Origin of the sequence: Glycomyces paridis (assembly GCF_004912155.1) — a bacterium.
Taxonomy (GTDB): Bacteria; Actinomycetota; Actinomycetes; order Mycobacteriales; family Micromonosporaceae; genus Glycomyces; species Glycomyces paridis.
This window is the reverse complement of sequence record NZ_STGX01000008.1, coordinates 228,111-255,090: the sequence shown is the minus strand read 5'-3', so window position 1 is coordinate 255,090 and position 26,980 is coordinate 228,111. Positions and strand designations below refer to the sequence as shown.

Annotated in this window: 26 protein-coding genes and 2 pseudogenes; 7 read left to right on the top strand and 21 right to left on the bottom strand. The window is 72.1% G+C overall.

Annotated features, from left to right (window positions below; translation table 11 throughout):
* Nucleotides 1–65: 65 nt before the first annotated feature.
* The 8 genes from E9998_RS12915 to E9998_RS12880 form a co-directional block, all read right to left on the bottom strand.
* On the bottom strand, nt 66–614 hold the full coding sequence (locus E9998_RS12915) for an arginine repressor (protein WP_136530100.1): 549 nt from the start codon (nt 612–614) through the stop codon (nt 66–68).
* A 28-nt stretch (nt 615–642) separates the two neighbouring features.
* A complete protein-coding gene (gene argF / locus E9998_RS12910) occupies nt 643–1,578 on the bottom strand; it encodes an ornithine carbamoyltransferase (protein WP_136530099.1) in 936 nt (311 codons plus the stop codon).
* A complete protein-coding gene (locus E9998_RS12905; protein ID WP_136530098.1) occupies nt 1,575–2,777 on the bottom strand; it encodes an acetylornithine transaminase in 1,203 nt (400 codons plus the stop codon). Before E9998_RS12905 ends, argF begins: the two co-directional genes overlap by 4 nt.
* Complete coding sequence (gene argB / locus E9998_RS12900; RefSeq protein ID WP_136530097.1) at nt 2,774–3,688, bottom strand: acetylglutamate kinase; 915 nt, start codon at nt 3,686–3,688, stop codon at nt 2,774–2,776. Before argB ends, E9998_RS12905 begins: the two co-directional genes overlap by 4 nt.
* Nucleotides 3,685–4,839, bottom strand: a complete 1,155-nt coding sequence (gene argJ, locus E9998_RS12895; RefSeq protein ID WP_136530096.1) for a bifunctional glutamate N-acetyltransferase/amino-acid acetyltransferase ArgJ — start codon at nt 4,837–4,839, stop codon at nt 3,685–3,687. Before argJ ends, argB begins: the two co-directional genes overlap by 4 nt.
* A complete protein-coding gene (gene argC / locus E9998_RS12890) occupies nt 4,836–5,849 on the bottom strand; it encodes an N-acetyl-gamma-glutamyl-phosphate reductase (protein WP_136530095.1) in 1,014 nt (337 codons plus the stop codon). The genes argJ and argC overlap by 4 nt, the downstream gene beginning before the upstream one ends.
* A gap of 262 nt (nt 5,850–6,111) precedes the next feature.
* Complete coding sequence (locus E9998_RS12885) at nt 6,112–6,762, bottom strand: response regulator (protein ID WP_136530094.1); 651 nt, start codon at nt 6,760–6,762, stop codon at nt 6,112–6,114.
* 38 nt (nt 6,763–6,800) lie between these two features.
* Nucleotides 6,801–7,961, bottom strand: coding sequence for a sensor histidine kinase (locus E9998_RS12880; RefSeq protein ID WP_136530093.1), 1,161 nt, complete (start codon nt 7,959–7,961; stop codon nt 6,801–6,803).
* Nucleotides 7,962–8,077: 116 nt separating this feature from the next.
* On the opposite strand from E9998_RS12880, the gene E9998_RS12875 reads away from it, so the two are divergent.
* Entirely contained in the window at nt 8,078–8,494 is a 417-nt protein-coding gene (locus E9998_RS12875) for a YrdB family protein (protein WP_136530092.1), read from the top strand.
* On the opposite strand, the gene E9998_RS12870 is transcribed toward E9998_RS12875, so the two are convergent.
* The 13 genes and pseudogenes from E9998_RS12870 to E9998_RS12815 form a co-directional block, all read right to left on the bottom strand.
* Nucleotides 8,478–8,933: a DUF4190 domain-containing protein gene (locus tag E9998_RS12870; RefSeq protein WP_136530091.1), complete on the bottom strand. Its 456-nt coding sequence runs from the start codon at nt 8,931–8,933 to the stop codon at nt 8,478–8,480. The two genes, E9998_RS12875 and E9998_RS12870, sit on opposite strands and share 17 nt — an antisense overlap.
* A 178-nt stretch (nt 8,934–9,111) precedes the next feature.
* Nucleotides 9,112–9,657 (bottom strand): annotated as a pseudogene (locus tag E9998_RS27070) (phosphatase PAP2 family protein); the annotation flags it as partial.
* Nucleotides 9,658–10,011, bottom strand: coding sequence for a DUF4190 domain-containing protein (locus E9998_RS12860; RefSeq protein WP_136530090.1), 354 nt, complete (start codon nt 10,009–10,011; stop codon nt 9,658–9,660).
* A gap of 59 nt (nt 10,012–10,070) precedes the next feature.
* Complete coding sequence (locus E9998_RS12855; RefSeq protein ID WP_136530089.1) at nt 10,071–11,639, bottom strand: penicillin-binding transpeptidase domain-containing protein; 1,569 nt, start codon at nt 11,637–11,639, stop codon at nt 10,071–10,073.
* A gap of 134 nt (nt 11,640–11,773) precedes the next feature.
* Complete coding sequence (gene pheT / locus E9998_RS12850) at nt 11,774–14,317, bottom strand: phenylalanine--tRNA ligase subunit beta (RefSeq protein WP_136530088.1); 2,544 nt, start codon at nt 14,315–14,317, stop codon at nt 11,774–11,776.
* 3 nt (nt 14,318–14,320) lie between these two features.
* Nucleotides 14,321–15,382, bottom strand: a complete 1,062-nt coding sequence (gene pheS / locus E9998_RS27065; RefSeq protein WP_204745422.1) for a phenylalanine--tRNA ligase subunit alpha — start codon at nt 15,380–15,382, stop codon at nt 14,321–14,323.
* A gap of 198 nt (nt 15,383–15,580) precedes the next feature.
* Nucleotides 15,581–16,342 (bottom strand): annotated as a pseudogene (locus tag E9998_RS27060) (TrmH family RNA methyltransferase); the annotation flags it as partial.
* The gene (rplT, locus tag E9998_RS12840; RefSeq protein ID WP_136530086.1) at nt 16,342–16,725 is read right to left on the bottom strand and encodes a 50S ribosomal protein L20; all 384 of its coding nucleotides are present in this window, start codon (nt 16,723–16,725) and stop codon (nt 16,342–16,344) included. The pseudogene E9998_RS27060 and the gene rplT, both read right to left, overlap by 1 nt.
* Before the next feature lie 46 nt (nt 16,726–16,771).
* The gene (rpmI, locus tag E9998_RS12835; protein WP_136530085.1) at nt 16,772–16,966 is read right to left on the bottom strand and encodes a 50S ribosomal protein L35; all 195 of its coding nucleotides are present in this window, start codon (nt 16,964–16,966) and stop codon (nt 16,772–16,774) included.
* A 75-nt stretch (nt 16,967–17,041) separates the two neighbouring features.
* The gene (gene infC / locus E9998_RS12830; protein ID WP_136530124.1) at nt 17,042–17,722 is read right to left on the bottom strand and encodes a translation initiation factor IF-3; all 681 of its coding nucleotides are present in this window, start codon (nt 17,720–17,722) and stop codon (nt 17,042–17,044) included.
* A gap of 299 nt (nt 17,723–18,021) precedes the next feature.
* Complete coding sequence (locus E9998_RS12825; RefSeq protein WP_136530084.1) at nt 18,022–18,492, bottom strand: PH domain-containing protein; 471 nt, start codon at nt 18,490–18,492, stop codon at nt 18,022–18,024.
* A gap of 29 nt (nt 18,493–18,521) precedes the next feature.
* Nucleotides 18,522–18,917, bottom strand: coding sequence for a hypothetical protein (locus E9998_RS12820; protein WP_136530083.1), 396 nt, complete (start codon nt 18,915–18,917; stop codon nt 18,522–18,524).
* Nucleotides 18,914–19,216, bottom strand: a complete 303-nt coding sequence (locus E9998_RS12815) for a ribbon-helix-helix domain-containing protein (protein ID WP_136530082.1) — start codon at nt 19,214–19,216, stop codon at nt 18,914–18,916. Before E9998_RS12815 ends, E9998_RS12820 begins: the two co-directional genes overlap by 4 nt.
* A gap of 284 nt (nt 19,217–19,500) precedes the next feature.
* On the opposite strand from E9998_RS12815, the gene E9998_RS12810 reads away from it, so the two are divergent.
* From E9998_RS12810 to E9998_RS12785, 6 genes are all read left to right on the top strand, one after another.
* Complete coding sequence (locus E9998_RS12810) at nt 19,501–20,985, top strand: aminopeptidase P family protein (protein WP_136530081.1); 1,485 nt, start codon at nt 19,501–19,503, stop codon at nt 20,983–20,985.
* A gap of 386 nt (nt 20,986–21,371) precedes the next feature.
* Nucleotides 21,372–24,092, top strand: a complete 2,721-nt coding sequence (gene acnA, locus E9998_RS12805) for an aconitate hydratase AcnA (RefSeq protein WP_136530123.1) — start codon at nt 21,372–21,374, stop codon at nt 24,090–24,092.
* A 69-nt stretch (nt 24,093–24,161) separates the two neighbouring features.
* Nucleotides 24,162–24,887 (top strand): sulfite exporter TauE/SafE family protein, encoded by a 726-nt coding sequence (locus tag E9998_RS12800; RefSeq protein WP_136530080.1) that lies wholly within the window; start codon nt 24,162–24,164, stop codon nt 24,885–24,887.
* Nucleotides 24,888–24,909: 22 nt separating this feature from the next.
* Entirely contained in the window at nt 24,910–25,314 is a 405-nt protein-coding gene (locus E9998_RS12795; protein WP_136530079.1) for a VOC family protein, read from the top strand.
* Between the two features lie 74 nt (nt 25,315–25,388).
* Complete coding sequence (locus E9998_RS12790; RefSeq protein WP_136530078.1) at nt 25,389–25,859, top strand: DUF3291 domain-containing protein; 471 nt, start codon at nt 25,389–25,391, stop codon at nt 25,857–25,859.
* A 53-nt stretch (nt 25,860–25,912) separates the two neighbouring features.
* Nucleotides 25,913–26,980: an NAD(P)-binding domain-containing protein gene (locus E9998_RS12785; protein WP_136530122.1), complete on the top strand. Its 1,068-nt coding sequence runs from the start codon at nt 25,913–25,915 to the stop codon at nt 26,978–26,980.

Here is a 26,980-nt window from a genome sequence, read left to right as displayed (position 1 = left end):
GGCGTTCACGCGCGGGGCGGCGGGGGTCTCGGGGCCGCCGTAGCGGGCGGGCGCTGCTTGCTCGGTCACTGCTGGTTCTCCTCGGCTGGGTTCACAACGGGTCGGGTGGTCGTGAAGGGGTCCGGCGCCTTGCCCGCCCAGTGGAGCATCCGGTCGGCGACCTCGGCGCCGGTGACGCCGTCGCGGGCGATGACCGCGATGGTGTCGTCTCCGGCGATGGTGCCGATCACTTCGGACAGTCCGGAGCGGTCGATGGCGCTGGCGAGGTACTGGGCCGCGCCGGGCGGGACGCGGAGGACGGCCATGTTGGCGGAGTGGTCGGCGCCGACGAGGAGTTCGCGCAGGAGCCGCTGGAGGCGGTCGGGTGCGGCCTCGGCGTCGCGCAGGGGCCGTTCGCCTTCGGGGAAGATCGAGTAGACGGCGCCGCCGCCGTCGGTGCCGCGGACTTTGACGGCGCCGAGTTCTTCGAGGTCGCGCGAGAGCGTGGCCTGGGTGGCGTCGATGCCGTCGGCGGCGAGGAGCGCGGCGAGCTCGGTCTGGGAGCGGATGGCGTTCGAGGAGATGTGCTCGACGATGCGGGCCTGCCTGGCGGCCTTGGTGGTCGGCTGGTTCATCGGCGTCCGCTCCGCTGCGGCGAGGGGTTCATCGGCGGCGCTCCGCGTTGAGCCAGGCGAGGAGGGCCTTTTGGGCGTGGAGGCGGTTCTCGGCCTGGTCGAAGACGCGCGAGTGGGGGCCGTCCATGACGCCGTCGGTGATCTCCTCGCCGCGGTGGGCGGGGAGGCAGTGGAGGACGATGGCGTCGTCGGCGGCGTGGGCGAGGAGTTCCTCGTTGAGCTGGTGGCGGTGGAGGTCGCCGAAGCGTTTGGCGCTGTCGGCCTGGCCCATGGAGACCCAGGCGTCGGTGGAGACGACGTCGGCGCCGGCGACGGCTTCGACGGGGTCGGCGGTGACGGTGACCGAGCCGCCGGTGGCGGCGTTGATCTGGGCGGCGCGTTCGAGGATCGCTTCGGCGGGCTGGTAGCCCTCGGGGGCGCCGATGCGCACGTGCATCCCGGCCATGGAGCAGGCGATGACGGTGGAGTTGCCCATGTTGAAGGCGGCGTCGCCGAGGTAGGCGATGCTGGCGCCCTTGAGCGGCTTGTGCTCGGCGATGGTCTGGAGGTCGGCGAGGAGCTGGCAGGGGTGCCAGCCGTCGGTGAGCGCGTTGACGACCGGGACGGTGGCGTGCTCGGCGAGTTCGGCGATGCGGTCGTCGCCGAAGGTGCGGATGACGATCGCGTCGACGTAGCGGGAGAGGACGCGGGCGGTGTCGGCGATGGTCTCGCCGCGGCCGAGCTGGGTGGACTGGGAGTCCAGGACGAGCGGGTGGCCGCCGAGTTCGCGGACGGCGATGTCGAAGGAGAGCCGGGTCCGGGTGGAGGGCTTCTCGAAGATCACGGCGACGGATTTGGCGGTCAGGTCGGCGACGCCCGCGGGGACGGTGCGGCGGTCGCGTTTGAGGGTCGCGGCGAGCGCGAGGACCTCGGCCTGCTCGGCGGGCGTGAGGTCGTCGTCCTTGAGGAAGTGCTTGAAGGTCACGGTCGGCCTCCGGGGGCGGGGCTGACGGCGTCGAGGGCTTCGACGAGCTTGTCGCAGAAGACGTCGATCTCGGCCCGGGTGATGGTCAGGGGCGGGGCGATGCGGATGGTGTCGGGCCGGGGGGCGTTGGCGAGCACGCCGAGGCCGATGAGGTGGGCGACGGTCTCGGCGGCGACGGGCTCGGCGAGGTTGATGCCGCGCCACAGGGCCTGGCCGCGGATCTCGGTGACGCGGGGGTCGCCGAGGAGGCGGGCGTCGAGGTGCTCGCCGAGGTCGAGGACGTTCGCGAAGAGGTGCTCGCGTTCGATGGTGTCGATGACGGCGAGGGAGGCGGCGCACGCGATCGGGTTGCCGCCGAAGGTGGAGCCGTGGACGCCCTTGGTGAACAGGGCGGCGGCGGGGTCGAGGGCGAGGACGGCGCCGATGGGGACGCCGCCGCCGAGGCCCTTGGCGAGGGTCACGACGTCGGGGGCGATGCCTTCGGCGTGGTGGGCGAACCAGGCGCCGGTCCGTCCGAACCCGGACTGGATCTCGTCGAGGACCAGGAGCGCGCCGTGCGCGCTGGTGAGTTCGCGGGCGGTCTTGAGGTAGCCCTCGGGGGCGGTGACGACGCCGGTCTCGCCTTGGGTGGGTTCGAGGAAGACCGCGGCGACGGTGTCGTCGACGGCGGCCTTGAGCGCGTCGGGGTCGCCGTAGGGCACGAACACGACGTCGCGGCCGAGCGGCTCGAACGGTTCGCGGATCGCGGCCTTGCCGGTGATCGACAGGGCGCCGAGGGAGCGGCCGTGGAAGCCGTTCTCGGTGGCGACGATGCGGGTGCGGCCCAGGGCTTTGCCGTGGAGGAGCGCGAGTTTGAGCGCGGCCTCGTTCGCCTCGGTGCCGGAGTTGCACAGGAACACCTTGCCGGGGTTGCCCCACAGGTCCAGGAGCTTCTCGGCGAGTTCGACCTCCTTCTCGTGCAGGAAGAGGTTCGAGGTGTGGGCGAGGCGCGCGGCCTGGCCGCTGACGGCCTCCACGAGCGCGGGGTGGCTGTGGCCGAGGCTGGAGACGGCGATGCCGCCGATCATGTCGAGGTAGGCGTTGCCGTCCACGTCGGTCACGGTGCTGCCGCTGCCCTCGCGGATCGCCACGGGCGGCAGCCCGTAGTTGCCCATGAGGGCGGCCTCGTACCGGGCCTTGATCTGCTCCGAATAGGTCACTTCGCCTCCTGGACCATGGTGCCGACCCCTTCGGAGGTGAAGACCTCCAGGAGGGTCGAGTGGGGAACGCGCCCGTCGATGACGTGGGCCTGGGGGACGCCGCCCTTGACCGCCCGCAGGCAGGCCTCCATCTTCGGGACCATGCCCGCCTGGAGGGAGGGCAGCATCTCGGCGAGCCGGTCGGTGGAGACCTGCCGCAGCAGCGAGTCCTTGTCCGGCCAGTTCTCGTAGAGCCCCTCGACGTCGGTGAGGACGATGAGCTTCTGCGCGCCGAGGGCCTCGGCCAGCGCGGCGGCGGCGGTGTCGGCGTTGAGGTTGTAGAGGATGCCGTCGTGGTCGAGGGCCACGGTGGACACGACGGGGATGCGTCCGGCGGCGATGAGGTCGTCCACGGCGGCGGTGTTGACGGAGGCGACGTCGCCGACGCGGCCGACGTCGACGCGTTCGCCGTCCACGTCCGCCCAGCGGCGCTTGGCGGTGAACAGGCGGGCGTCCTCGCCGGACATGCCGACGGCGAAGGGGCCGTGGTTGTTGATGAGGCCGACCAGTTGGCGTCCGACCTGGCCGACGAGGACCATGCGGACCACGTCGGCGGCCTCGGGGGTGGTGACCCGCAGGCCGCCCTTGAACTCCGAGGCGATGTCGAGCTTGGCGAGCATGGAGGAGATCTGCGGGCCGCCGCCGTGCACGACGACGGGCTTGATGCCCACGTAGTGCAGGAAGACCATGTCGGCGGCGAACGCGGCCTGGAGCTCGGGGTTGATCATGGCGTTGCCGCCGTACTTGACCACCACGATGGAGCCGGTGAAGCGCTGGAGCCACGGGAGCGCCTCGATGAGCGTCTCGGCCTTCCCGAGGGCGGACTTCAGGTTCGGTGCGAGGTCGTCGAGACCGTTGTCTGCGAAGCTCATGTGCTGTACGCCGAATTCTCGTGGACGTAGTCGTGGGACAGGTCGTTGGTCCAGATCGTGGCGGCGGCCGCGCCGTGGTGGAGGTCGATGTCGATCGCGACGTCGCGGCCCTTGAGGTCGACGAGGTCGCGCGGCTCGCCCGCGGCGCCGGCCTTGCAGATCCACACGCCGTTGACGGCGACGTCGACCTGGTCGGCGTCGAAGGGCGCCTTGGCGGTGCCGACGGCGGCGAGGATGCGGCCCCAGTTCGGGTCGGAGCCGAACAGGGCGGTCTTGACGAGGCTGTCGCGGGCGACGATCCGGGCGACCTCGACGGCGTCGTCCTCGGTGCCCGCGCCGGTCACGGTGATCGCGACGTCCTTGGTGGAGCCTTCGGCGTCCGAGAGGAGCTGGTGGGCGAGGTCCTTGCACAGGGCGGTGAGCGCGGAGATGAACTCGTCGGCTTCGGCCTCGACGCCGGAGGCGCCGGAGGCGAGGAGGAGCACGGTGTCGTTGGTGGACATCGAGCCGTCGGAGTCGAGCCGGTCGAAGGAGTACCGGCAGGCGGTGCCCAGAGCGGTGTCCGCGAGCGGCGCGTCCACGACGGCGTCGGTGGTGAGGACGACGAGCATGGTCGCCAGGCCGGGCGCGAGCATCCCCGCGCCCTTGGCGATGCCGCCGAGCGTCCAGCCGTTGGGGCTGGCGACGACGGCGTTCTTCGCGACGGTGTCGGTGGTCATGATCGCGGCGGCGGCGGCCTCGCCGCCGTCGGAGGCGAGCGCGGCGGCGGCGGCTTCGACGCCGGGCAGGAGCTTGTCCATCGGGAGGCGCTCGCCGATGAGGCCCGTGGAGCACACGGCGATCTCGGCGGCGCCGCAGCCGAGGAGCGCGGCGGTCTTCTCGGCGGTGGCGTGCGTGTCCTGGAAGCCCTCGGCGCCGGTGCAGGCGTTCGCGCCGCCGGAGTTGAGGACGACGCCCTTGAGGCGCCCGTACGTCAGGACCTGCTGCGACCACTTGACCGGGGCGGCCTTGACGCGGTTGCCGGTGAACCGGCCCGCGGCGACCTGGAGCGGGCCCTCGTTGACGACCAGCGCCATGTCGGGCCTCCCGGAGGCCTTGAGTCCGGCGGTGACGCCGGAGGCCTTGAAGCCCTTGGGGGTCGTGATGGTCACGGTGCCACTCCGTTCACGGTGAGGCCCGCGGCCTCGGGGAGGCCGAGCATGAGGTTGGCGCACTGGACGACCTGCGCGGCCGCGCCCTTGCCGAGGTTGTCGATCGCGCAGGTGACGATGATCCGTCCCGAGTCGACGTCGACGGTGCCCTGCAGGAGCGCGAGGTTGGTGCCGAAGGTCACGCCGGTCGAGGGCCACTGGCCTTCGCGCAGGACCTGCACGAAGGTCTCGCCGTCGTAGGACTTCTCGAGGGCCGCGCGCACGTCGGCGGCGGTGACCTCGGCGGTCGCCTTCGCGGTGACGGTGGCGATGATGCCGCGCGGCATGGGCGCCAGGAGCGGGGTCATCGAGAGGGTGGCGGCGCCGGAGGCCTGCTTGATCTCCGGGACGTGCTGGTGGGCGCCGACTTTGTAGGCGCTCATCGAGCCCATGACCTCGGAGGCGAGCAGGTGCTTCTTGGGGGCGTTGCCCGCGCCGGTGGTGCCGGAGGCGGCGACGGCCACGACGTCCTCGGGGGAGGCGATGCCGGCGTCCAGGAGCGGCCGCAGGCCGAGGATGGTGGCGACGGCGTAGCAGCCGGTCGCGGCGACGCGGGTGGCCGCGGCGATCCTCTCGCGCTGGCCGGGCAGCTCGGGGAGGCCGTAGGTCCAGGTCCCGGCGTGGGGGCCGGGGTAGTAGGCCTCCCAGGCGGCGGCGTCTTCGAGCCGGTGGTCGGCGCCGAGGTCGACGATCTTCTGGTCGGCCGGGAGCTGCGCGGCGAGCGCGGCGGACTGGCCGTGCGGGAGGGTCATGATCACGAGGTCGGCGCCCGCGAAGGCCTCCGGGGTGGTCGGGGTGAATCGTCGCGAGCCGTACGAGGTGAGGTGGGGGTGGACCGCGGTGATGAACTCACCGGCGTTGCTGTGCGCGCCCGCGGCGACGACGTCGAGCTGCGGGTGGTCGGCGAGCAGCCGCAGCACCTCGCCCCCGGCGTAGCCGCTGGCGCCTGCCACGGCGACCTGGTACGTCACTGGAAACCTCCGTTGTGAATGACTATGCAGAGAACTGTATCAGCATTCAATGCTTCGGCGAAAGCGTCTTTCCGTTGTGTGGGATGTGACTAGCACCCCTGCACGCGAGATCCGCCCGGCCGCCGGCAGCCCTGCCGGGACCTCGGCGCACCCGCTCGCGCGGACGATCCGACCGTCGGCCGCCGGAAGCCCCGCCCCGACCTCAACGCGCCTGCTCGCGGGCACGATCCGACCGCTGGCCGCCAGCAGCCCCGCCCCGACCTCAACGTGCCTGCTCGCGCGCAAAGATTGCGGCCTGGACGCGGTTGGCGAGGCCGAGCTTCGCCAGCACCCGTGTCACGTGCGACTTCACCGTCGCCTCGGCCATGCCGAGTTCGGCGGCGATGTCGGCGTTGGCCATGCCCTCTCCGATGAGTCCCAAAACCTCACGCTCGCGAGGAGTCAGCGCCGCCTCGCCCGCGCCGTCGACCGCGATCGGCGTGTACGCGGGCCGCGAGCGCGCGAACTCGGCGATGATCCCGCGCGTCACGGCCGGGGAGATGAGGCCGTCCCCGCGCGCGACGGTGCGCACCGCCTCCACGAGGGTCTCGGCGTCGGCGTCCTTGAGCAGGAACCCGCTCGCGCCCGCCCGCAGCGCGTCGAACACGTTCGCGTCGTCGCCGTAGCTGGTGAGCACCAGGACGTCGGCGACGCCGCGCAGCTCGGCCGCAGCCGCGATCCCGTCCTTGCGCGGCATCCGGATGTCCATGACCACCACGTCCGGCCGCAGCTCGCGGGCCAGGGCGACCGCCTCGACCCCGTCGGCGGCCTCGCCGACCACGGTGATGCCCTCCGCGCCGTCGGCGCTCTCCAGCAGCATCCGCAGACCCGCGCGCACGGCGGCGTGGTCGTCGGCGAGCAGGACCCTGGTCATCGCGGACTCCTCACGGCCTCTACGGTACGGCGCCGCGCTCACAGCACGCCGCCGGTCGGGATCTCGGCGCGCACGCGCCAGCGGTCCCCCTCGGGCCCGACCTGGACCCGCCCGCCCAGGAGCCTGACGCGCTCGGTCATGCCCAGCAGGCCCGCGCCCCCGCCCGGGACCTCCCCGGGCCGCCCGCTCACGGCGTTCACCACCGTCACGGTCACGTCCTCGCATTCGAACGCGACCTCCACGGCCGCGTCCGAACCGTATTTGAGCGCGTTCGTCAACGCCTCCTGCACCACCCGGTACGCCGTCAGCTCGACCTCGCCGGGCAGCTCCCGCTGGGGGCCGACGATCGCGAAGTCCACCTTCAGGCCCACCGCGCGCATCCGCTCCACCAGTTCCGGCAGCTGGTCGAGCCGGTAGGAGGCCAGCTCCTCCCCCTCGTCGCCCGCCCGCAGCAGCCCGATGATCCGCCGCAGCTCCGCGAGCCCCTCCACGCTGGAGGAGCGGATCGCCGCCACCGAATCGCGCACCGTGGCCGCGTCCAAGTCCCGGCGGGCCTGGAGCGCCGTGGACTGCAACGCGATCGCCGACAGGTAGTTCGCGACCGTGTCGTGCAGCTCCCGGGCCATGAGGGTGCGCTCGCGCAGCACCGCTTCGCGGCGGCGCACGTCCGCAAGCCGGTTCGCCTGCTCGGCGCGCTCGGCCTCCAGGCTCGCCCGGTCGTGGGCCTGGCGCACGATGACACCCGTGGCGACCGGGGAGACGAGCACGATCGCGGCGATCGCGGCGGTGCTCAGCGTCCCGGCCGCGCTGTGGCTCTCGATCGCGACCCAGACGGCCGCCGTGAGGGTCAGGGCCCCGGCCGCGACGGCGAGCGGGCGCACCCGGTCGCGGCGCCCGTACCGCGCGAACGAGTACAGGTTGTCGGTGAAGATGCAGGCCGTGCCGAGCGAGAAGCCGATGACGACCTCGATGCCGAGCCCGACGGTGCCGAGCGCCAGGCACCAGCCCGGGGCCGCCCGGCGGATCACCACGCCCGCGCAGGTGAGCGCCAGGGGCACGAAGCGCAGCGCGAGCGGGGCCTCCGAGTAGTGCTCGAAGCTGCCGAGCCCAATGAGGACCGCCCCCAGGGCGAACAGGACGGCGGCGGCGACGGCGTCGCCGCGCCGGACGCGGCCGGGCGCGCGGGGCGGGCTGGTCATGCCCCCATCTCATCACGCCGAAGGCTCGCGGGCCTCGGCCCGGATGCGGAACCGGCCCTCCGACTTTGGTCGCACCCGCCGCGACCGCGCCGCACGCGGCGGTCCATCATGTTCCGGTGTACGAACCGAAGCACCCCTCGAAGAACGGCGCCCCCGACCGGCCCGAATGGTACCGGTACTCCGGAATCCTCCGCACTTTCGTCATGTGCAACGCCCTCCTGGCGTTCGCCCTCGAACTCGCGATGCTCGCCTTCGTCGCGTGGTGGGCCCTCGCACTCGACCTCGACCTGTGGGCGCGCGCGGCGGTCGCCGTCGGCGCCCTCGCCGTCCTCATCGCCCTGTGGGGCACCTTCGCCGCCCCGAAGGCCCGCGTGCGACTGCCGACCGCCGGAATCGTCGCGGTCAAGGCCGTCGCGTTCGGCTCGGGCGCGCTGGCGCTGTGGGGCCTGGGGTTCGGCCTGGCGGCCATCGCGTTCGCGGTGCTCGCGGCGGCGAACACCGCGGTGACCACGTACGTCAGGCGGCCGCGCTGAACAGTGCCGTCACGAGGTCGATCGCCCAGGTCGGGTCCTCGGTGGGCCACTCGTCCACGTCGATCTGATTGACGGCCGTGGTGAACACGCCGACCACGAAGACGATGTAGAGCACCCAGAACACGACCGAGGCGACGCCGATCCATCCGAGCACGATCCCGGCGGTCGCCATGCCCTCGCCCTGCTCGCCGCGCTCCTGGATCTGGCGCTTGGCGATCATCCCGAAGACGAGCCCGAGGATCGAGATCGGGTTGCACACGCCGACCACGCCCAGGACCAGGGCGGCGATCGCCATCCCGTTCGTGGGGCGGGCCGGGGCGTAGCCGTACCCGTAGCCGTACGGCGGATAGGGCGCGTACGGGTTCGGCGGCGGCACGTAGGCGGGCGGCCCGGGAGCCGGGTCGGGGGCCGGGTCTGATGAAGGATCGGGTGTGGTCATGGCGGGCACCTCTCGGACGGGTCGGGCCCCACCAGTCTAAGTTCGCGGCGCCCGCCCCATCGGCCCGCGCCGCCGCGTCCGAGCGCAGGGCGCGTTCGCGGTCGAGCAGGGGCGCGCAGGTGCGCCACGCCAGGACCGCGACGGCGAACCCGGTGGCCGCCCCGCCGATCGTGTCGGTGAGCCAGTGGGCGTGCTGCCAGTTGCGGGCGAGCATCATCGCGAGCGTCAGGACCGCCGCGACCGGCCACCAGTACCGAAGGCGCCGTGCGGGAACGGCCACGACAGCGACGACCACGACGAACGCGGCCATCCTCGCGCTGTGGCCCGAGGGGAACGCCCAGGTGGCGGTCTCGACCATGATGTCCGCCGGGCGGGGCCGCTCGGCGACGTGCTTGATCAGGTCGACCGCGATCGAGGCGGCGGCGACCGCCGCGCACGTGAAGACCGCCGAGCGCCAGCGCCGCGTCAGGAGCAGGGCCAGGACGCCGAGCGCGAGGACCACGAGCCCGGCCTTGCCGCCGAAGCGGTCGAACCACACGGCGGCCTGCCAGGCGGCCCCGCTGTCGGGGCCGCCGACGAGGCCGTTCCACCAGTCGTCGAGGCCCTGCCAGGGCGGGCCGGTCGGGTCGGCGCGCACCCAGGCCGCGTCGGCGAGGACGGCGAGCGGGACGAGGGCGGCGAGGACGAGGAGGGTCCGGGAGCGCGGGAAGGCGTTCGGGGTCATCTAGTAGGTCGTGGAGACGGCGGTCGCGGCGGTGAAGAAGAGGGTCATGGCGAGCACGACGTACAGGGCCCAGAAGATGGTGAAGCCGACCGAGACCCAGCCGAGGACGCGCCCGGCCTTGGCGAGGGGCCTGCCGATGCCCATCCCGGCGTCGATCTGGCGCTGGGCGGTCTTGCCGAAGGCGAGGCCCATGATGCCGAGCGGGGAGGCGAGGAAGACGAGGCCGCAGACGAGCGCGGCGACGGCCTTGCCGTTGATCTCGACGCCGCCCGCGTAGGGGGCGTACTGGCCCGGCAGGGGCGGCTGGGGCGCGTAGGGCGCGGCGGGCGGCTGGACCTGGTAGGGATCGGACATGCTGGTCCTCCTTGGCGGGGGCGTTGGGAAGGGATGGTAGCCCGTGGCCTTGTCGGGCCTCAGCACCAGATCCAGGGACAGTCCTCGCTGGTGCTCTCCTCGGGCGCTTCGGAGGTGGTCGGTTCGGGTTCGGGCTCGTCACTGGTCGGCTCGGGTTCGGGCTCCTCGCTCGTCTCGTCGGGGCTGGGCGAGTCGGATTCGCTCGGGGAGTCCGAGGGGGTCGCGGCGCACGCGGGCTCGTCGGGGTTGGCCTGGCAGTACGCGCTGTCGGGGTCGATGTTGCCGTCCTCGTCGGCGATGCCCTCGGTGAGGTCCTCGCCTTCGCCCGAGGCGCCCGGCAGCTCCTCGGCCTCGTAGCCGTTGACCTCGATGGCGGTGTCCAAGACGGAGCGCCACAGGGGGATGCCGCCGTCGGCGGCGGCCGAGCCGTTGGCCCAGGCGGCGACGCTCAGCTGCGGGATGGCGCCGACGAACCAGGACTGGGTGGTCTCGCCGTAGTGCTCGGCGGCGACGGCGAAGAAGTCGCGGCCCTCGATGGCCTCGCTCTCGCCGAGGCCTACGAACTGGAGGTCCTGGGCGGTGGTCTCGGCGACGGCCTGGTTGGTGCGGATGCCCTGCGTCGCTTCGACGGTGCGGTCCTCGCCGTCCACGACGCGGTCGATGAAGTGGGTCTCGGCGTGGACGCCGCCCGCGGCGATGGTGGCGTAGACGGCGGCCATGTCGACGACGCTGACGGGGTAGGCGCCGAAGTCGGCGGCGTCGAGGCCCTCGTAGTCGCCTTCGGCGAGGTCGCGGAGGTTCCCCTCCTCGTCGGCGATCGCGGTCAGGCCCATGCCGGCGGCGGTGTCGAGCACGCCCTCGGCGCCGTACTCGGCGGCGACGGCGTCCATGGCCTCGCCGCGGGACTCGCGCACGGCCTCGGTGAGGGTCACGGCCTCCTCGCCGTCGGTCCACCACGAGTCGATCGAGGCGCCCCCTTCGAGCGCGGTCGCGGCGGTGATCATGTCGAACACGGAGGAGGGCGGATGCGGTGCGGCCGAGCCGATCTGGTCAGCGCCGGTCTCGGACTCGGCGCCGTAGTAGCACAGGACCGCGCCGGTGCCGGGTTCGACGGCGACGACCCCGGCCTCCCCGGAGGCGGCCTCGGCGGTCTCCTGGAGGGTCCGGTCGAGGGTGAGGACCACGCGGGGGGCGTCGGGGCGCGACCCGGCGTCGTAGAGGTCTTCGGGGGTGAGCCCGTAGCGGGCTTCGAGTTCGGCCGCGATGGTGTCCATGAGGGCCGGGTGCTCCTCGGCGAAACCGGCCGGGAGGGCCTGCCCGCCGGTGTAGAGGAACGCGGCGTTCTCGGGCGCGGCGCCGCCGGTGGCGGCCCCGGGGAGGTTCCACAGGACGATCGCGACGCCGAGGGCGGCCACGAGGGCCACCGCCCCGGCGACCTTGAGGCGCATCCTGGTGAAGTCGAGGCCGAGCCGGCCGGGGAGGGGCAGCGAGAAGACGATGGTCGGATCGGCGCGCCGCCGCCCGCTGTAGCCGGGGCCGGTGGCGGCGCGGTGGCTGCCGGCCGGGGCCCCTTCGGGCCCGGTCCGCTCCCGACGCCTGCCAACGTGAGAGGGGTTCCCGTAATTCACACCACGTACCTTAAAAGGCGCGGACCATACGACAAGCCCCGGCTCCGGGCCTACGGCGTAAACCCATGTGACACGGACAAGCCGAAGGGGCGCAGCGGCGACGTTGTGCCCCTGCGCCCCTTCGGAAAACGCTCCTACTCGCGGATCGCCGCGCCGAAACGGCCCGCCGCGACCGCCACGGCGGCGTCGCGCACGGCCACGCCCTCCTCGTTGGTCAGCGTCCGGTCGGCCGCCCGCAACTCCAGCTTGAACGCCAGGGACTTGCGGTCCTCGCCGAGCTTCGCGTCGCGGTAGACGTCGAACAGCCGCAGCGAGTCGAGCAGTTCGCCCGCGCCTTCGCGCAGCGCCGCCTCGACCTCCCCGGCGGGCACCGGCTCCGCCACCACGACGGCCACGTCGATGAGCGTCGCCGGGAAGTGCGAGACCACCGGCGCGGGGGCCAGGTCCGGCAGCGGCAGCGCCGAGAGGTCCAGCTCCATCGCGACGGTGCGCTTGGGCAGGCCCAGGCGCTCGCAGACCTCGGGGTGCAGTTCGCCCGCGTGCCCGACGGGGATGCCGTCGACCCGCAGTTCGGCGCACCGGCCCGGGTGCCACGGCGCGGCCTCCCCTTGGGCCGTTTCGAGTTTCACATCCGACGCCTCGGCCACGACCTCGGCGGCCTCGACCGCGTCGGCCCAGTCCACGGTCCGGCCCGGCCCGTCCACCCCGGCGGGGGCGGCAAGGCCGCACAGGACGGCGGCCACGTGGCGCGGCTGCACCGGCAGGCGCCGGATCGCGGCCGCGATCGCCTCGTCCTCGGGGCGCTTGGAGACCGGCAGCACGACCGATTCGAGCTCGGCCCAGTCCTCGGCGGGCTGGAAGACCAGGCCCTCCTCGAAGACCGCGAGGTCCTTCGCTCCGCGCGCGAGGTTCACGCGCACCGCGTTCACCAGGCTCGCGAGCACGGTGGTCCGCAGCAGCGGCGCGGCGTCGTCGAGCGGGTTGAGCACGGCCACGGCCTCGCGCTGCGGGTCGTTCTCCCCCAGCCCGAGCTCGTCGGCGCGCTCGCGCGAGACGAACGGGAACGTGTAGGTCTCCACGAACCCGTTGTCCGCCAAGGCCCGAGCCACGCGGCGGCGGCGCCGCTGCGCCGAGGTCAGACCGGTCCCGGCGATCGCGCGCGGCGTCGCCGAGGGGACGTGCGCGTACCCGTGCAGGCGCACGACCTCCTCGACCAGGTCGACCGGGTCGGTCAGGTCGGGGCGCCACGGCGCGGGGCAGACGTACAACTCGTCCTCGCCCACCGGCGTGTCGCTCGGCGGCAGCTCCACCCCGGCGGATTCGAGCTTCGACTCCAGGTCCGCCATCTCGGGCCCGGTGATCACGGTGCACCCGGCGGCCCGGAGCATCGCGACCACGGTCTCACGGTCGTAGTCGACGCCGACCACCTTCGAAGGCAGGTCGACCGGGATCGTCATCGCCGTGAGCGGACTGCGATCGTCCACGTCGGCGACCTCGGGGGCGAGCGTGCCGCCGCCGTACTCCACCAGCAGGTCCGCGGCGCGCTGCGCGGCGAGCAGCGAGATCGAGCCGTCCACGCCGCGCTCGTAGCGCTTGGAGGCCTCGGAGGTGAGCTTGTGCCGCCGCGAGGTGCGCGCGATCGACACCGGGTCCCAGTGCGCCGCTTCAATGAGCACGTTGCGGGTCGCGGCCCCGACCTCGGAGGTCTGGCCGCCCATGACCCCGGCCAGCGAGAGCGGGCCGGTCGCGTCGCAGATGACCATGTCCTCGGCGTCGAGCGTCCGCTCCACGTCGTCCAGGGTCCGCAGCTTCTCGCCCGGCGCCGCCCGGCGCACCGTCAGGCCCTCGTTCAACGCGTCGAGGTCGAAGGCGTGCAACGGGTGCCCCAGTTCGAGCATGAGGTAGTTCGTGACGTCCACGGCCAGCCCCAGCGGGCGCATCCCGGCCTGGACGAGCCGCTTCGCCATCCACTCCGGGGACTCCGCGTTCGCGTCCACGCCGTGCACGGCGCGCAGCGTGAAGCGGTCGCAGCCGTCGGTCTCGACCGACAGCGGGAACGGCCCCGTCGCGGTCGCGGTCGGCTCGGCGGCCTTCGCGACCGGGTCGGTGAACGCCACGCCGAGACGGTGCGCCACCTCGCGGGCGATGCCGCGCACCGAGAAGCAGTAGCCCATGTCGGGGGTGATCGCCAGTTCGAACACGACGTCGTCGAGCCCGACGAGCGGGCGCGCGTCGGTGCCGACCTCGCCCTCCGGCAGGATCAGGATGCCGTCGTGGTCGTCGGAGGTCCCCAGCTCGCGGCCCGAGCAGATCATGCCGTCCGACAGGCGCCCGTAGGTCTTGCGGGAGGCGATCTTGAAACCGCCGGGCAGCTCCGCGCCCGGCAGCGCGACCACGACGAGGTCGCCCTCGGCGAAGTTCCGCGCGCCGCAGATGATCGAGCGCGGCTCGGCCTCGCCGACCTCCACCTGGCAGTGGCGGATCGGCTTCTTGAACTCCGTCAGCTCCTCGATGGAGGCGACACGGCCCACCACGAGCGGCCCGGAGACGCGCCCGCGCAGGTCGTCGACCTCCTCGACCTCCAGCCCGGCCTCGACCAGCGCGGCGTCGAGCGCCTCGGTGGTCAGGTCCGCGGGCAGGTCGGCGTACTCGGCGAGCCAGGAAACGGGAATCCTCATCGTCTACTCCTCCACTCGCAGGCCGGCCGGGAACCGGACGTCGCCGTCGATGATGTCGCGCAGGTCGGTGATGCCGTGGCGCAGCATGAGCGCGCGCTCCACGCCCATGCCGAACGCGAAGCCCGAGTACTCCTCGGGGTCGATCCCGCAGGCGCGCAGCACGCGCGGGTTGACCATCCCGCAGCCGCCCCACTCGATCCAGCGCGCGCCGTCCTTGTGCGCGGCGAACCACACGTCGACCTCGGCGCTCGGCTCGGTGAACGGGAAGTACGAGGGCCGCAGGCGCGTCCTCGCGTCCGGCCCGAACACCGACTTCGCGAAGTGGTCGAGGGTGCCCTTGAGGTCGGCCATGGTGATGCCGCGGTCGACCACGAGGCCCTCGGTCTGGTGGAACACCGGCGAGTGCGTCGCATCGACCTCGTCGGTGCGGTACACGCGCCCGGGCGCCACCGTGTAGATCGGCGGCTCCTGCGTGAGCATCGTGTGGATCTGCACCGTCGAGGTGTGCGTGCGCAGCACCATGTTCGATCCGAACCCGCCCTTGCCGTCGGCGATGTGGAACGTGTCCATCATGGTCCGGGCCGGGTGGTCGGGGTGGATGTTGAGCGCGTCGAAGTTGAACCACTCCAGCTCGACCTCGGGGCCCTCGCCGATGGAGTAGCCCATCGCGACGAACAGGTCCGCGATCCGGTCGATCTGGACGTTGATCGGGTGCCGGGCCCCCTCGCGGCGCCGCGGCGTGCGGGCCGTGACGTCCACGGTCTCCTCGCGGAGCACCCGGGCCGCCTCGGCGGCCTTGAGGATCTCCTCGCGGGCCTCGTACACGGCCGTGATCTCGGTGCGGGCGGCGTTCACGTTCCGCCCCGCCTCCCCGCGCTCCTTGCCCGGGATCGAGCCGATGGCCCTGCGGGCCAGCGAGACCGGGGACTTGTCGCCGAGCGTGGCGGTCTTGGCGGCGGCGAGCGCCTCAAGGCTCCCGGCCGACTCGATGGCGGCGGCGGCGTCTTTCACGGCCCTCGCGAGGGCCTCGGGCTGGAGCAGGCCAGCCTCGTTCTCTGTGCTCATCTGTCTTTTCTCCTGGCTTGACCAAGTGGAGTCTAGGAAAGGCACGCGGCGCCGCCGCAGCCCGCCAGGAGAGAAGGGGAAGTGGACGCCTAACGCCACGGCCCGCACCCGGCGGGCTGGATAAATTCGCGGCGTCCGTACGACATGAGGCCATTCTAACTTCCTGCGCTGCGCGGCCGCGCTGGCATAAAGGCAGACGCCCGCGGCGACGGCGAGGTTGAGGCTCTCGGCCTTCCCCCAGATGGGGACGCCGACCTTGCGGTGCGCGAGCGCGGCGGTCGCCTCGTCGAGGCCGTGGGCCTCGGAGCCGAAGAGCCAGACGGTCGGCGCGGCCAGGTCGCCCGCGGCGTCGAGCGCGTACAGGTCCTCCCCGCCGGCGGCGGCCGCGAGGATCTGGGCGTTCGCGAACACGTCGAGCAGGTCGGCCGTGTCGGCGGCGCGGACCACCGGCAGGTGGAACAGGCTCCCGGCGGAGGAGCGCACGCACTTGCCGTTGTACGGGTCGACCGAGTCGGTGCCGAACACCACGCAGTCGGCGCCCGCGGCGTCGGCCGCGCGCAGCACGGTCCCGGCGTTGCCGGGGTCGGTGATGCCGTGGAGCACCGCGACGAGCGTCGCGTCCTCGGGAAGGCGCTGGTCGAGGAAGCGGCAGACGGCGACGAGCCCCTGCGGGGTCACGGTCTCCGCGAGCGCGGCCAGGCCGTCGTCGGTGCAGGGGTGGACGTGGGCGCCCGCCGCGACGGCGGTGTCGACCAGGTCCGAGTGCTTGACGTCGGCTTCGAGGTCGTAGAACAGGTCGGTGACGACGCCCGCGGCGATCGCCTCGCGGACGGCCTGGGGCCCTTCGGCGAGGAACCGCTCGGCCTTGTCGCGGCCGCGGCGGCGCTGGAGCTTGTGGGCGGCGACAACCCGGGACGATCGCGCCGTCAGCACGTCCGTCCCGGGTTCGTCGGCGGTCATTACTCCGCGACCGGAGCGTTGACGTCCTCGGGGAGGGCCTTGCGGGCGACCTCGACCAGGGCGGTGAACGCCGCCGGGTCGGAGACGGCGAGCTCGGCGAGGATCTTGCGGTCCACCTCGACCTCGGCCAGGGCCAGGCCCTGGATGAAGCGGTTGTAGGTGATGCCGTTCTGGCGGGCCGCGGCGTTGATGCGGGTGATCCACAGCTTGCGGAACTCGCGCTTGCGGGCCTTGCGGTCGCGGTAGGCGTAGGTGTACGAGTGGAGCAGCTGCTCCTTGGCCTTGCGGTACAGGCGCGAGCGCTGCCCGCGGTACCCCTTGGCCTCTTCGAGTACGACGCGGCGCTTCTTCTTGGCGTTCATCGAACGCTTGACGCGTGCCACAGTAAGTCTCCTTGCTTTGAAACCGGATGAAAGTCAGACGGGGGCGCTACTGGCCGAGCAGCTTCTTGACCTGCTTGACGTCGGCCGGGGCCACCTGCACGCGGCCGTCCTTGCCGCGCTTGAGCTTGGAGGACTTGTGCTCCAGCAGGTGGTTCTTGCCGGCCTTGCGGCGCATGAGCTTGCCCGAGCCGGTCACCTTGAACCGCTTCTTGGCACCACTGTGGGTCTTCATCTTCGGCATCGTGCTTCTCCTATGTGTTCAATGCCGGCCAGGGCGGGCGCGCGGGCGCCCGCTTCCGGCCGGTACGTGCAGGGTCTAGGACTCCGGCGTCTCGGCGGGGGTCTCCGCGGGCGCTTCGGCGGGGGCCTCGGCCGCTTCGGCCGGCTCTTCCGCCTCGGCGTCGCGGTCGCGTCCGCTCTTCGAGCGCCCGGTGCCCTTGATCTCGCTCTTGGGGCGGATCGGGGCGACGACCATGATCATGTTGCGGCCGTCCTGCTTGGCGGCCGACTCGATGATGGCGAGGTCCGAGATCTCCTCCGCGAGCTTGTCCAGCAGGCGGCGGCCCAGTTCGGGGCGCGACTGCTCGCGACCGCGGAACATGATGGTGATCTTGACCTTGTCTCCGGCCGTGAGGAACCGCACGATGTGACCCTTTTTGGTCTCGTAGTCGTGCTTGTCGATCTTCGGCCGGAGCTTCATCTCTTTGATGACGGTCTGCTGCTGGTTGCGGCGCGAGGCACGGGCCTTCTGGGCGGACTCGTACTTGTACTTGCCGTAGTCCATGAGCTTGCAGACCGGCGGACGGGCGGTGGGTGCGACTTCGACCAGGTCCAGGTCGACGTCGGCGGCCAGTTGCAGGGCCTTGTCGATCGACACGATGCCGACCTGCTCGCCCTGCGGGCCGACCAGTCGCACTTCCTTGGTCCGAATCTGGTCGTTAACGCGCAAATCGCTGATGGGGCCTCCTTGGTTCGCGATTCTCGCCGATGCGTGCATCGGCGCCCCTGTGGCTGTTCCGGGCGTCGCCGGCGCGGGCGCGCCGACGGCTTGTCGCAAGCGTGACCCAGCAGGCCTCACAGGTAGAGGTCCCCAAAAGAAAAGACCCCAGCCTAGGCCGGGGTCCACTCCAAAGTACGGCGAACGTGTTCGCCGTCTTGTGACCCGTTCGCCAGTCGGTCCCGTGAAGGACCCGGCTGAGGGTGGGAGCTGGACTCCGCTTGCGGGTGCGTCGCGTAAAGCGCGCACAGCTAATGACTATAGCAAGCTATATGCTACAGGAGGCCCGGCGTTACCCACTATGACGTGCGCGACTGCTCCAGGAGCGCCCGCAGGTGCTTGATGGCGGCGACGGCGCGCTCCTTGTCGCTGACCTGGATCGCCATGATCGACATCTCGTCGTCGTCGGCGAGTTCGACCGTGGCCCACGTCATCTTGTCGGTGAAGTTGATCGCGGTGACGACCTGCCATGGGAAGTAGCGCTTGGAGGCGACGTTGACGACCTCGATGCCCTTGGCGTCGGCGCGCACGCCCAAGCGCAGGAAGCTGAGGATGATGCCGGCGCCGATGACGCCGAGGCCGATCATGCCGACCTGGTCGGCCCAGGTGACGGTGCCGCCGCCGGCGGTGGTCGCGCCGAGGGTGAAGGAGAGGGCGGTGAAGCCGCCGAGGCAGACGCTGGCGCCGATCCACGCTCCGATGCGGGACTTGCGCGGCCGGTACTCGAGCGGGCCGGTCTCGGTCATGGTCTGCTCCTGTACGGCTTCCACGCTACTCCCCTTGGGTGTCGTCGCCCGGTTCACGGCAACTGGTCGATCTCGAGTCCTGAGTCGAATGCAAGCAGGGTCTTCGGCTCTCCGGTGACGATGGGCCAGCCGGGGCGGTTCAGGCCACACCAGGCGACGTGCCCGGCCGCGATGTTGCCGTGCTGGCGCGAGCGGGAGAGCATGAGGCCCACGTCGCGGGCGGACTTCTGGTCGAGGTCCATGACGACGGTGACGGGCAGGCCGAGCAGGACCAGGAGGGCGTCCCGGTCGCGGCGGCGGGCCTGGGACCAGGCCTCGGCGAGGGCGCCGGAGGGGATCGCGAGGACCACGTTCTGCTCCAGGGCCGTGAAGACCACCGCCTGCGGGTAGGGCATGGAGGTGGCGAACCCGACGATGGCGGACACGTCCAGGATGCGGCCGCCGATCACGTGGGGGCCTCGCCTTCTTTGTCGTCCACGCCGAGGACCTCGCGGGCCCAGGCCAGGTGCTCGGCGCCGGGGGCCTGACCCTTGCGCTCGAAGAGGTCCTGGAGCTCGGTCAGCGAGCGGTCGCGTTCGAGGCGCTCGGCGACGGCGGCGGCGACGTACTCGTCGACGGAGCCGGCCCGGCCGACCGCGACGAGGCGGCGGATCTGTTCGAGCTGGCCTTCGGGAAGCGTGACGGACGGGCGCGCGCCGCCCGCCCCCGCCGAGGGGGGAGGGTTCGGCGAATCGGCGCGGTCGGTCACGGTCCTCAGGGTAGCCGGGCGCCGGTCACGCGGGGTAGCCGCCTCCGCCGGGCGGTGAGGGCGGCGACGGGCTGACCTGGCGCCCGGAGTCGAAGACGGGAAGAGGCCTCGCGTCGGTGGAGGCGCTTGCGGGGCACGGGGGGAGCCGGGGAGGTACGGTCATGGAGGTGAGGCCCTCGGCCTCGTCTCGGCGCGGCCCGCGATCCGGCCCGCCGTCCCTCGGCGGGTCCCGCGCACCGCGGGCGCGCCGGGTCTCCGCCGCCAGTTGTTGGGAAGGACCAGTCATGGCTGAGAAGAAGTCCGGCGAACGGCCCCACGACCCCCAGTTCCCCGAGAAGTTCCTGAACTTCATGCGCTCCGGTTGGGGCCCCTCGGAACTGGACGTGACCGAGTCCGATCAGGCGGCCTTCACCGCCCGGCGCCGCGAGGCGGTCTCCGCGGCCTTCCCGGGGGAGACGGTCGTCGTCCCGACCGGCGCCGAGAAGACCCGTTCGAACGACACCTTCTTCCGCTTCCGCGCCGGCTCGGACTTCGCGTGGCTGACCGGCGACCTCGACCCCGAGGGCGTGCTCGTCCTGCACCCGAACGGCTCGGGGCACGACGCGGTCCTGTACCGGCGCCCGCGCAAGGGCACCGACTCCGACGAGTTCTTCCGCTCCGCGAAGTACGGCGAGCTGTGGATCGGGCGCAAGCACTCCCTGGAGGAGACGAGCGTGCGCCTGGGGATCGAGGTCCGCGACGTCGAGCGCCTCGAAGGCGAGCTCACGGGCGTCGAGCGCGGCAAGGTCCGCGTCCTGCGCGGCTTCGACGACGCCGTCGACTCGCGGTTCGCCGCCGAGGAGGCCGTCAAGGACGCCGAGGGCAAGCCGCAGATCACCCGCGACGCCGAACTGGCCGCCGTGCTCTCGGAGCTGCGTCTGGTCAAGGACTCCTGGGAGCTGGCGCAGCTCCAGAACGCCGTCGACATCACCGTGCGCGGCTTCGAGGACGTCGCGCGGGTCCTCCCGTCGAGCGGCTCGATCCCCGAGCGGACCCTGGAAGGCGTGTTCGGTCTGCGCTCGCGCGTCGAGGGCAACGGCCTGGGCTACGACTCGATCGTGGGCGCCGGCTCGCACGCCACGACGCTCCACTGGATCACCAACGACGGGCGCACCACGCCCGGCGAGCTCATCCTCATGGACATGGGCGTCGAGAACGACCACCTGTACACCGCCGACGTGACCCGCACGCTGCCGGTGGGCGGGACCTTCACGCCGCTCCAGCGGCAGGTCTACGACATCGTGCACGCCTCGCAGCAGGCCGGCATGGACGCGATCCGGCCGGGCGCGCTGTTCCAGGACATCCACAAGACCTGCATGCGGGTCCTCGCCGAGGGCCTCAAGGACCTCGGGGTGCTCCCCGGTTCGGTCGACGAGGCCCTAGACAAGGACTCGCTGGTCTACCGCCGCTGGACCCTGCACGGCTTCGGCCACATGCTCGGCCTCGACGTGCACGACTGCGCCAACTCGCGCCCCGAGCACTACTACAAGGGCGCGGTCCAGGAGGACTACGTCCTCACCGTCGAGCCCGGCCTGTACTTCCAGGCCAACGACGAACTCGTGCCCGAGGAGCTGCGCGGCGTCGGCATCCGCATCGAGGACGACGTGCGCGTCACCGCCGACGGCTGCGAGAACCTCTCCGCGGGCCTGCCCCGCACGGCCGACGAGGTCGAGACCTGGCTTGCGGCCCAGCGGGAAGCAGGACCCCGCTTGGCTGTTCGCGCCGACTAGTGATCGGGCGGTCCCGGTCGGCTTTCGGGCCTTCCACGGGGCCCCTGAAAAGCTCGAACACCCGAAGCGTATAGTCCGGATTTGAGACTTATATCCACCGCACCGGGCCGGCGGCGGCGAACATCACCGCACTCAACCGCCAGCCGCCGCCGGCCTTCTAAGCCCCGGCCCGGATGCGAATCCCCTGCAAGGACACACGGCCGGAAGGCCGCTCCTTAGGTTCGGCTGCGCATCCCGCCCGGAACGCCGGATGATACAGTTGGTCCCGTTAAATAAGACGGACGTACTGTTTAAGAGTCGGTCGCTCTGCCCAACCGCGATCCCCGCCCTTCAGGTTGCGGCAGACTGAGACCGATCTTCAGTTCTGAAACCAAGGAGCTCTCATGGTGAGCACGGACTCCTTCGGCGCCCGCGAGACGCTGCGGGTCGGCGAACACGACTACGACATCTACCGCATCGACCGGGTCGAAGGACACCAGCGGCTGCCCTACGGCCTCAAGGTCCTCCTCGAGAACCTGCTGCGCAACGAGGACGGCGCGGACATCACCGCCGACCACATCCGCGCCCTCGGCTCCTGGGACCCCGCCGCCAAGCCCAGCACCGAGATCCAGTTCACGCCCGCGCGCGTGATCATGCAGGACTTCACCGGCGTCCCCTGCGTCGTCGACCTCGCCACCATGCGCGAGGCGGTTCGCGACCTCGGCGGCGACCCGGACAAGGTCAACCCGCTCGCGCCCGCCGAGATGGTCATCGACCACTCGGTCATCGTCGACTTCTTCGGCAACCCCGACTCCTTCCAGCGCAACGTCGAGCGCGAGTACGAGCGCAACCGCGAGCGCTACCAGTTCCTGCGCTGGGGCCAGACCGCCTTCGACGAGTTCAAGGTCGTCCCGCCCGGCACCGGCATCGTCCACCAGGTCAACATCGAGCACCTGGCCCGCGTCGTCATGACCCGCGACGGCCTCGCCTACCCCGACACCTGCGTCGGCACCGACTCGCACACCACCATGGAGAACGGCATCGGCGTCCTCGGATGGGGCGTCGGCGGCATCGAGGCCGAGGCCGCGATGCTCGGCCAGCCCATCTCGATGCTCATCCCGCGCGTCGTCGGCTTCAAGCTCTCCGGCGACCTCCCGCCCGGGACCACCGCCACCGACCTCGTGCTCACCATCACCGAGATGCTCCGCGACCACGGTGTGGTCGGCAAGTTCGTCGAGTTCTACGGCGAGGGCGTCGCCTCGGTCCCCGTGGCCGACCGCTCCACCCTCGGCAACATGGCCCCCGAGTTCGGGTCCACCTGCGGCATCTTCCCAATCGACGAGCGCACCGTGGACTACCTGCGCCTCACCGGCCGCACCGAGGAGCAGATCGCCCTCGTCGAGGCCTACGCCAAGGCCCAGGGCATGTGGCACGACCCGGCCCAGGAGGCCGAGTACTCCGAGTACCTCGAACTCGACCTCTCCACCGTGGTGCCCTCCATCGCCGGGCCCAAGCGCCCGCAGGACCGCATCCAGCTCGACCAGGCCGGGCACCAGTGGCGCCGCGACGTGGCCAACTACGTGGCCGACGAGGCCGGCATCGAGTCCTTCCCGGGCTCCGACTCGCCCGCCGAGACGCCCAACGGCGCCCGCCCGCACAACCCGCAGGCCGTCAAGTCCGAGGCAGGCGAGTACGAGCTCGACCACGGCGCCGTCGTCATCGCCGCGATCACCTCGTGCACCAACACCTCGAACCCGTACGTCATGGTCGGCGCCGGTCTCCTCGCCAAGAACGCCGTCGAGGCGGGCCTGGTCTCCAAGCCGTGGGTCAAGACCTCCCTCGCACCGGGCTCCCAGGTCGTCACCGGCTACCTCACGCGCGCCGGGCTCTCGCCGTACCTCGACAAGCTCGGGTTCAACCTGGTCGGCTACGGCTGCACCACCTGCATCGGCAACTCCGGCCCGCTCCCCGAGGAGACCTCGGCGGCCGTCCAGGCCGGAGACCTCGCCGTCGCGGCCGTCCTGTCGGGCAACCGCAACTTCGAGGGGCGCATCAACCCCGACGTCAAGATGAACTACCTCGCCAGCCCGCCGCTGGTCGTCGCCTACGCGCTCGCCGGGACCATGGACGTGAACCTCACGACCGACCCGATCGGCAAGGGCAAGGACGGCCAGGACGTGTACCTGCGCGACATCTGGCCCTCCCCCGAGGAGGTCCGCGAGGTCGTCGACGGCAACATCGGCCGCGACATGTTCCTCAAGGAGTACGCCTCGGTCTTCGACGGCGACGAGACCTGGCAGTCCCTGCCGATCCCCACCGGGAACACCTTCGAGTGGGACGAGGCCTCGACCTACGTGCGCAAGGCCCCCTACTTCGAGGGGATGCCGGCGACCCCGGCGCCCGTCGAGGACATCGCGGGCGCGCGCGTCATGGCGAAGCTGGGCGACTCGGTCACGACCGACCACATCTCCCCCGCCGGGTCCATCAAGGCCGACTCGCCCGCCGGCGAGTACCTCAAGGGCCAGGGCGTCTCCCCGGCCGACTTCAACTCCTACGGCTCGCGCCGCGGGAACCACGAGGTCATGGTCCGCGGCACCTTCGCGAACATCCGCCTGCGCAACCAGCTCGCGCCGGGCACCGAGGGCGGCTGGACCCGCGACTTCACCCAGGCCGGCGGCCCCGTGTCGACCATCTACGACGCCTGCCAGAACTACGCCGCCGAAGGCACCCCGCTGGTCGTCTTCGCGGGCAAGGAGTACGGCACCGGCTCCAGCCGCGACTGGGCCGCCAAGGGCACGCGCCTGCTGGGCGTCAAGGCCGTCGTCGCCGAGTCCTACGAGCGCATCCACCGCTCGAACCTCATCGGCATGGGCGTCCTGCCGCTCCAGTACCCCGAGGGCGAGTCGCACCAGAGCCTCGGGCTCACCGGCGAGGAGACCGTCTCGATCACGGGCGTCACCGCGATCAACGAGGGCATCCCCGCCACGGTCACCGTGACCGCCGTCGCCCCCGACGGGTCCGAGAAGACCTTCGAGGCCGTGGTCCGCCTGGACACCCCGGGCGAGGCCGAGTACTACCGCAACGGCGGCATCCTCCAGTACGTGCTGCGGGGCCTGCTCGCCGGATAAGGCGTACGAACACCGAGGGGGCGGGCGTCTGCCCGCCCCCTTCTCTCTCCCCCGTCCCGAAGGACCCCCGTGCTCGCCCTCCTCGGCGTCTTCGCCGTCCTCGCCCTCGCCTCCACGATCCGGACCACCGCCGGATTCGGCTTCTCCCTCGTCGCCGTCCCGCCGCTGGCGTTCCTCCTCGACCCGGTCACCGCGGTCGTGGTCGCCAGCGTCATCGCCGCGCCCGTCAGCGTCTCGATCGCCGTCCGCGACCGCGCGCACATCGACCGGCGGCTCCTCGCGGTGATCCTCGGCTTCGGCGTGCCCGCCGTGCCGCTCGGCGTGTGGGCGCTGACGGCCCTGCCAGAGACGGCGCTCATGTTCGTCATCGCCGGCGTGATCGTGCTCGGCACCGTCCTGGTGTGGTGCAGGATCGCGCTGCCCGGCGGCACCGCCACGCTCGCCGGAGTGAGCTTCTTCGCCGGGGCCTCCTACGGCGCCACCGGCGTCGACGGCCCGCCGATGGTCGCCGCCGCGCAGGGCCTCGGGCTCGAACCCCGCGTCCAGCGCGCCACCCTCGCCGTGTCCTTCGCGTCCACGAGCATCGCCGCCGTCGCCGGGTACGCCGTGGCCGGGGAGCTCACCGCCGAGGTCGGGCGGGCGCTGCTCGTCGGCGTCCCGGGCCTCGTCATCGGCGTGGTCGCGGGCGAGCGCCTCTTCAAGTTCCTCGACGCCGCCCGGTTCCGCCGCGTCGTCCTCGCACTGCTCGTCGTCAGCTCCGTCTCGGTGCTCACGCGCGCGCTCGCCGTCGCCTGATCCGATCGCAAGGGAGCGAACCATGACCGATGCCGCCGACTACCGCGACCCGCGCGGCGCCTCGCCGTTCGGCTACGGCCTGCACCACGTGCAGCTCGCCATCCGGCCCGAATCGGAGGACACCGCGCGCGAGTTCTACGTCGATGTCCTCGGCATGACGGAGGTGCCCAAGCCGCCCGAGCTCGCCAAGCGCGGCGGCCTGTGGCTGCGCACCGACGCGCTGGAGATCCACCTCGGCGTCGAACCCGGCCTCGTGCCCTCGAAGAAGGCCCACCCGGGCATCCTCGTCGCCGACCTCGACGGTCTCGCCGCCGCGCTCGAAGCGGCCGGGCACGCCGTCGAATGGGACGGCCTGTTCATCGGGTTCCGCCGCTGCTACGCCCGCGACCCGTTCGGCAACCGCCTGGAGTTCCTCTCCCCCGCGTGACCGGGCGAATCCCAGTCGACTGGGATTCGCCCGCGGCCGTTGACTACCCGGGCGCGCCTTGGCAGGCTCAGGACATGACAGGCGCTTATGAACTGGCCCAAGTGAACATCGCGCGGATGCGCGCGCCCCTGGACTCCCCGGTGATGAAGGACTTCGTCGGCGGCCTCGACGAGGTCAACGCGGCGGCCGAGGCCTCCGAGGGCTTCGTCTGGCGACTGGTCGACACGGAGGGCGACAACGCCACCGGACTGCGGTTCTACGGCGACGAGTGGCTCATCGTGAACATGTCGGTGTGGGCCTCGCCCGAGGCGCTCCGGGCGTACGTGTACGGCTCGGACCACCGGCCGTTCCTCCAGCGTCGCCGCGAGTGGTTCGAGCACCTGGCCGAGGCGGTCACCGCCCTGTGGTGGGTGCCCGCCGGGACGCGGCCCACCGTGGCCGAGGCCGAGGCGCGCCTGACGATCCTGCGCGAGCAGGGGCCGACGCCCGAGGCGTTCACGCTGAAGGGCGGGTTCGCCGAGCCGGAGGCGCGCGCGGCCGGGTGAGGGCCCTCACCGGGCGGAATCGGCGCCCCCGCGGGGCCGTTCCACCTGGTGTGATCCGCGAAGTGGAAGTCGTCGTCATCGGGGCAGGGCAGGCCGGGCTGTCGAGCGCGTACTTCCTGCGCAGGCACTTCGAACCGGAGACCGGCTTCGCGGTCCTCGACCACGCCCCGCACGCGGGCGGCGCGTGGCAGTTCCGCTGGCCGACCCTCACGTTCGCCACCGTCAACGGCGTCTACCAGCTCCCCGGCACGACCGTGCCGACCCCCGACCCGTCCACTCCGGTCGCCGGGGTCATCGCGGAGTACTTCGCCGACTACGAGCGCGAGTTCGACCTGCGGGTGCGCCGCCCCGTCTCGGTCCGCTCGGTCCGGTCGCTGCCGGACAAGCGGCTCGAAGTCGCCACCGACCGGGGCACTTGGATCGCGAAGGCCCTGATCAACGCCACCGGCACCTGGGAGCGCCCGTTCTGGCCGCGCTACCGGGGCCAGGAGTCGTTCGCGGGCCGCCAACTCCACACCGCGCAGTACCGCGGGCCCGGGGAGTTCGCGGGCGAGCGCGTCCTCGTCGTCGGCGGCGGCATCTCGGCGATCCAGCACCTCATGGAGATCCACCCGCACGCGGCCTCGACCGCGTGGTTCACGCGGCGCGAGCCGCAGTGGCGCTCGGGCGACTTCAACCCCGACCGCGGCCGCGAGGCCGTCGCGATGGTCGAGGAGCGCGTCCGCATGGGGCTGCGCCCGCAGTCGGTCATCAGCGTCACCGGCGTGCCGCTGACCCCGCAGGTCCGGGCCGCGCGCGAGGCCGGCGTCCTCGACCGGGCCCCGATATTCGACCGGATCGAGCCCGGCGGGGTCGTCCACGACCCGGGCCCGGCGTTCCCCGGCGGCCGGTTCACGCCCGCCGACGTCATCCTGTGGGCCACCGGGTTCCGCGCCGCGCTCGACCACCTCGCGCCACTCGGGCTCCGCGGGCCCGGCGGCGGGATCGCGATGGACGGCACCAGAGTCGCCGCGGACCCGCGCGTCCACCTCGTCGGCTACGGGCCCTCGGCGAGCACGGTCGGCGCGAACCGCGCCGGGCGCGCGGCCGTGCGCGAGATCCGGGACCTCATCGGCGCCTGA

Bases quoted from the DNA above. Each gene is read 5' to 3' on its own strand.
- E9998_RS12795 (WP_136530079.1), top strand. From the start codon at position 24,910: ATGACCGATGCCGCCGACTACCGCGACCCGCGCGGCGCCTCGCCGTTC.
- pheT (WP_136530088.1), bottom strand. From the start codon at position 14,317: ATGAGGATTCCCGTTTCCTGGCTCGCCGAGTACGCCGACCTGCCCGCG.
- E9998_RS12860 (WP_136530090.1), bottom strand. From the start codon at position 10,011: ATGTCCGATCCCTACCAGGTCCAGCCGCCCGCCGCGCCCTACGCGCCC.
- E9998_RS12915 (WP_136530100.1), bottom strand. From the start codon at position 614: ATGAACCAGCCGACCACCAAGGCCGCCAGGCAGGCCCGCATCGTCGAG.
- argB (WP_136530097.1), bottom strand. From the start codon at position 3,688: ATGAGCTTCGCAGACAACGGTCTCGACGACCTCGCACCGAACCTGAAG.
- E9998_RS12885 (WP_136530094.1), bottom strand. From the start codon at position 6,762: ATGACCAGGGTCCTGCTCGCCGACGACCACGCCGCCGTGCGCGCGGGT.
- E9998_RS12810 (WP_136530081.1), top strand. From the start codon at position 19,501: ATGGCTGAGAAGAAGTCCGGCGAACGGCCCCACGACCCCCAGTTCCCC.
- pheS (WP_204745422.1), bottom strand. From the start codon at position 15,382: ATGAGCACAGAGAACGAGGCTGGCCTGCTCCAGCCCGAGGCCCTCGCG.
- E9998_RS12870 (WP_136530091.1), bottom strand. From the start codon at position 8,933: ATGACCACACCCGATCCTTCATCAGACCCGGCCCCCGACCCGGCTCCC.
- rpmI (WP_136530085.1), bottom strand. From the start codon at position 16,966: ATGCCGAAGATGAAGACCCACAGTGGTGCCAAGAAGCGGTTCAAGGTG.
- infC (WP_136530124.1), bottom strand. From the start codon at position 17,722: ATGCACGCATCGGCGAGAATCGCGAACCAAGGAGGCCCCATCAGCGAT.
- E9998_RS12790 (WP_136530078.1), top strand. From the start codon at position 25,389: ATGACAGGCGCTTATGAACTGGCCCAAGTGAACATCGCGCGGATGCGC.
- E9998_RS12880 (WP_136530093.1), bottom strand. From the start codon at position 7,961: ATGACCAGCCCGCCCCGCGCGCCCGGCCGCGTCCGGCGCGGCGACGCC.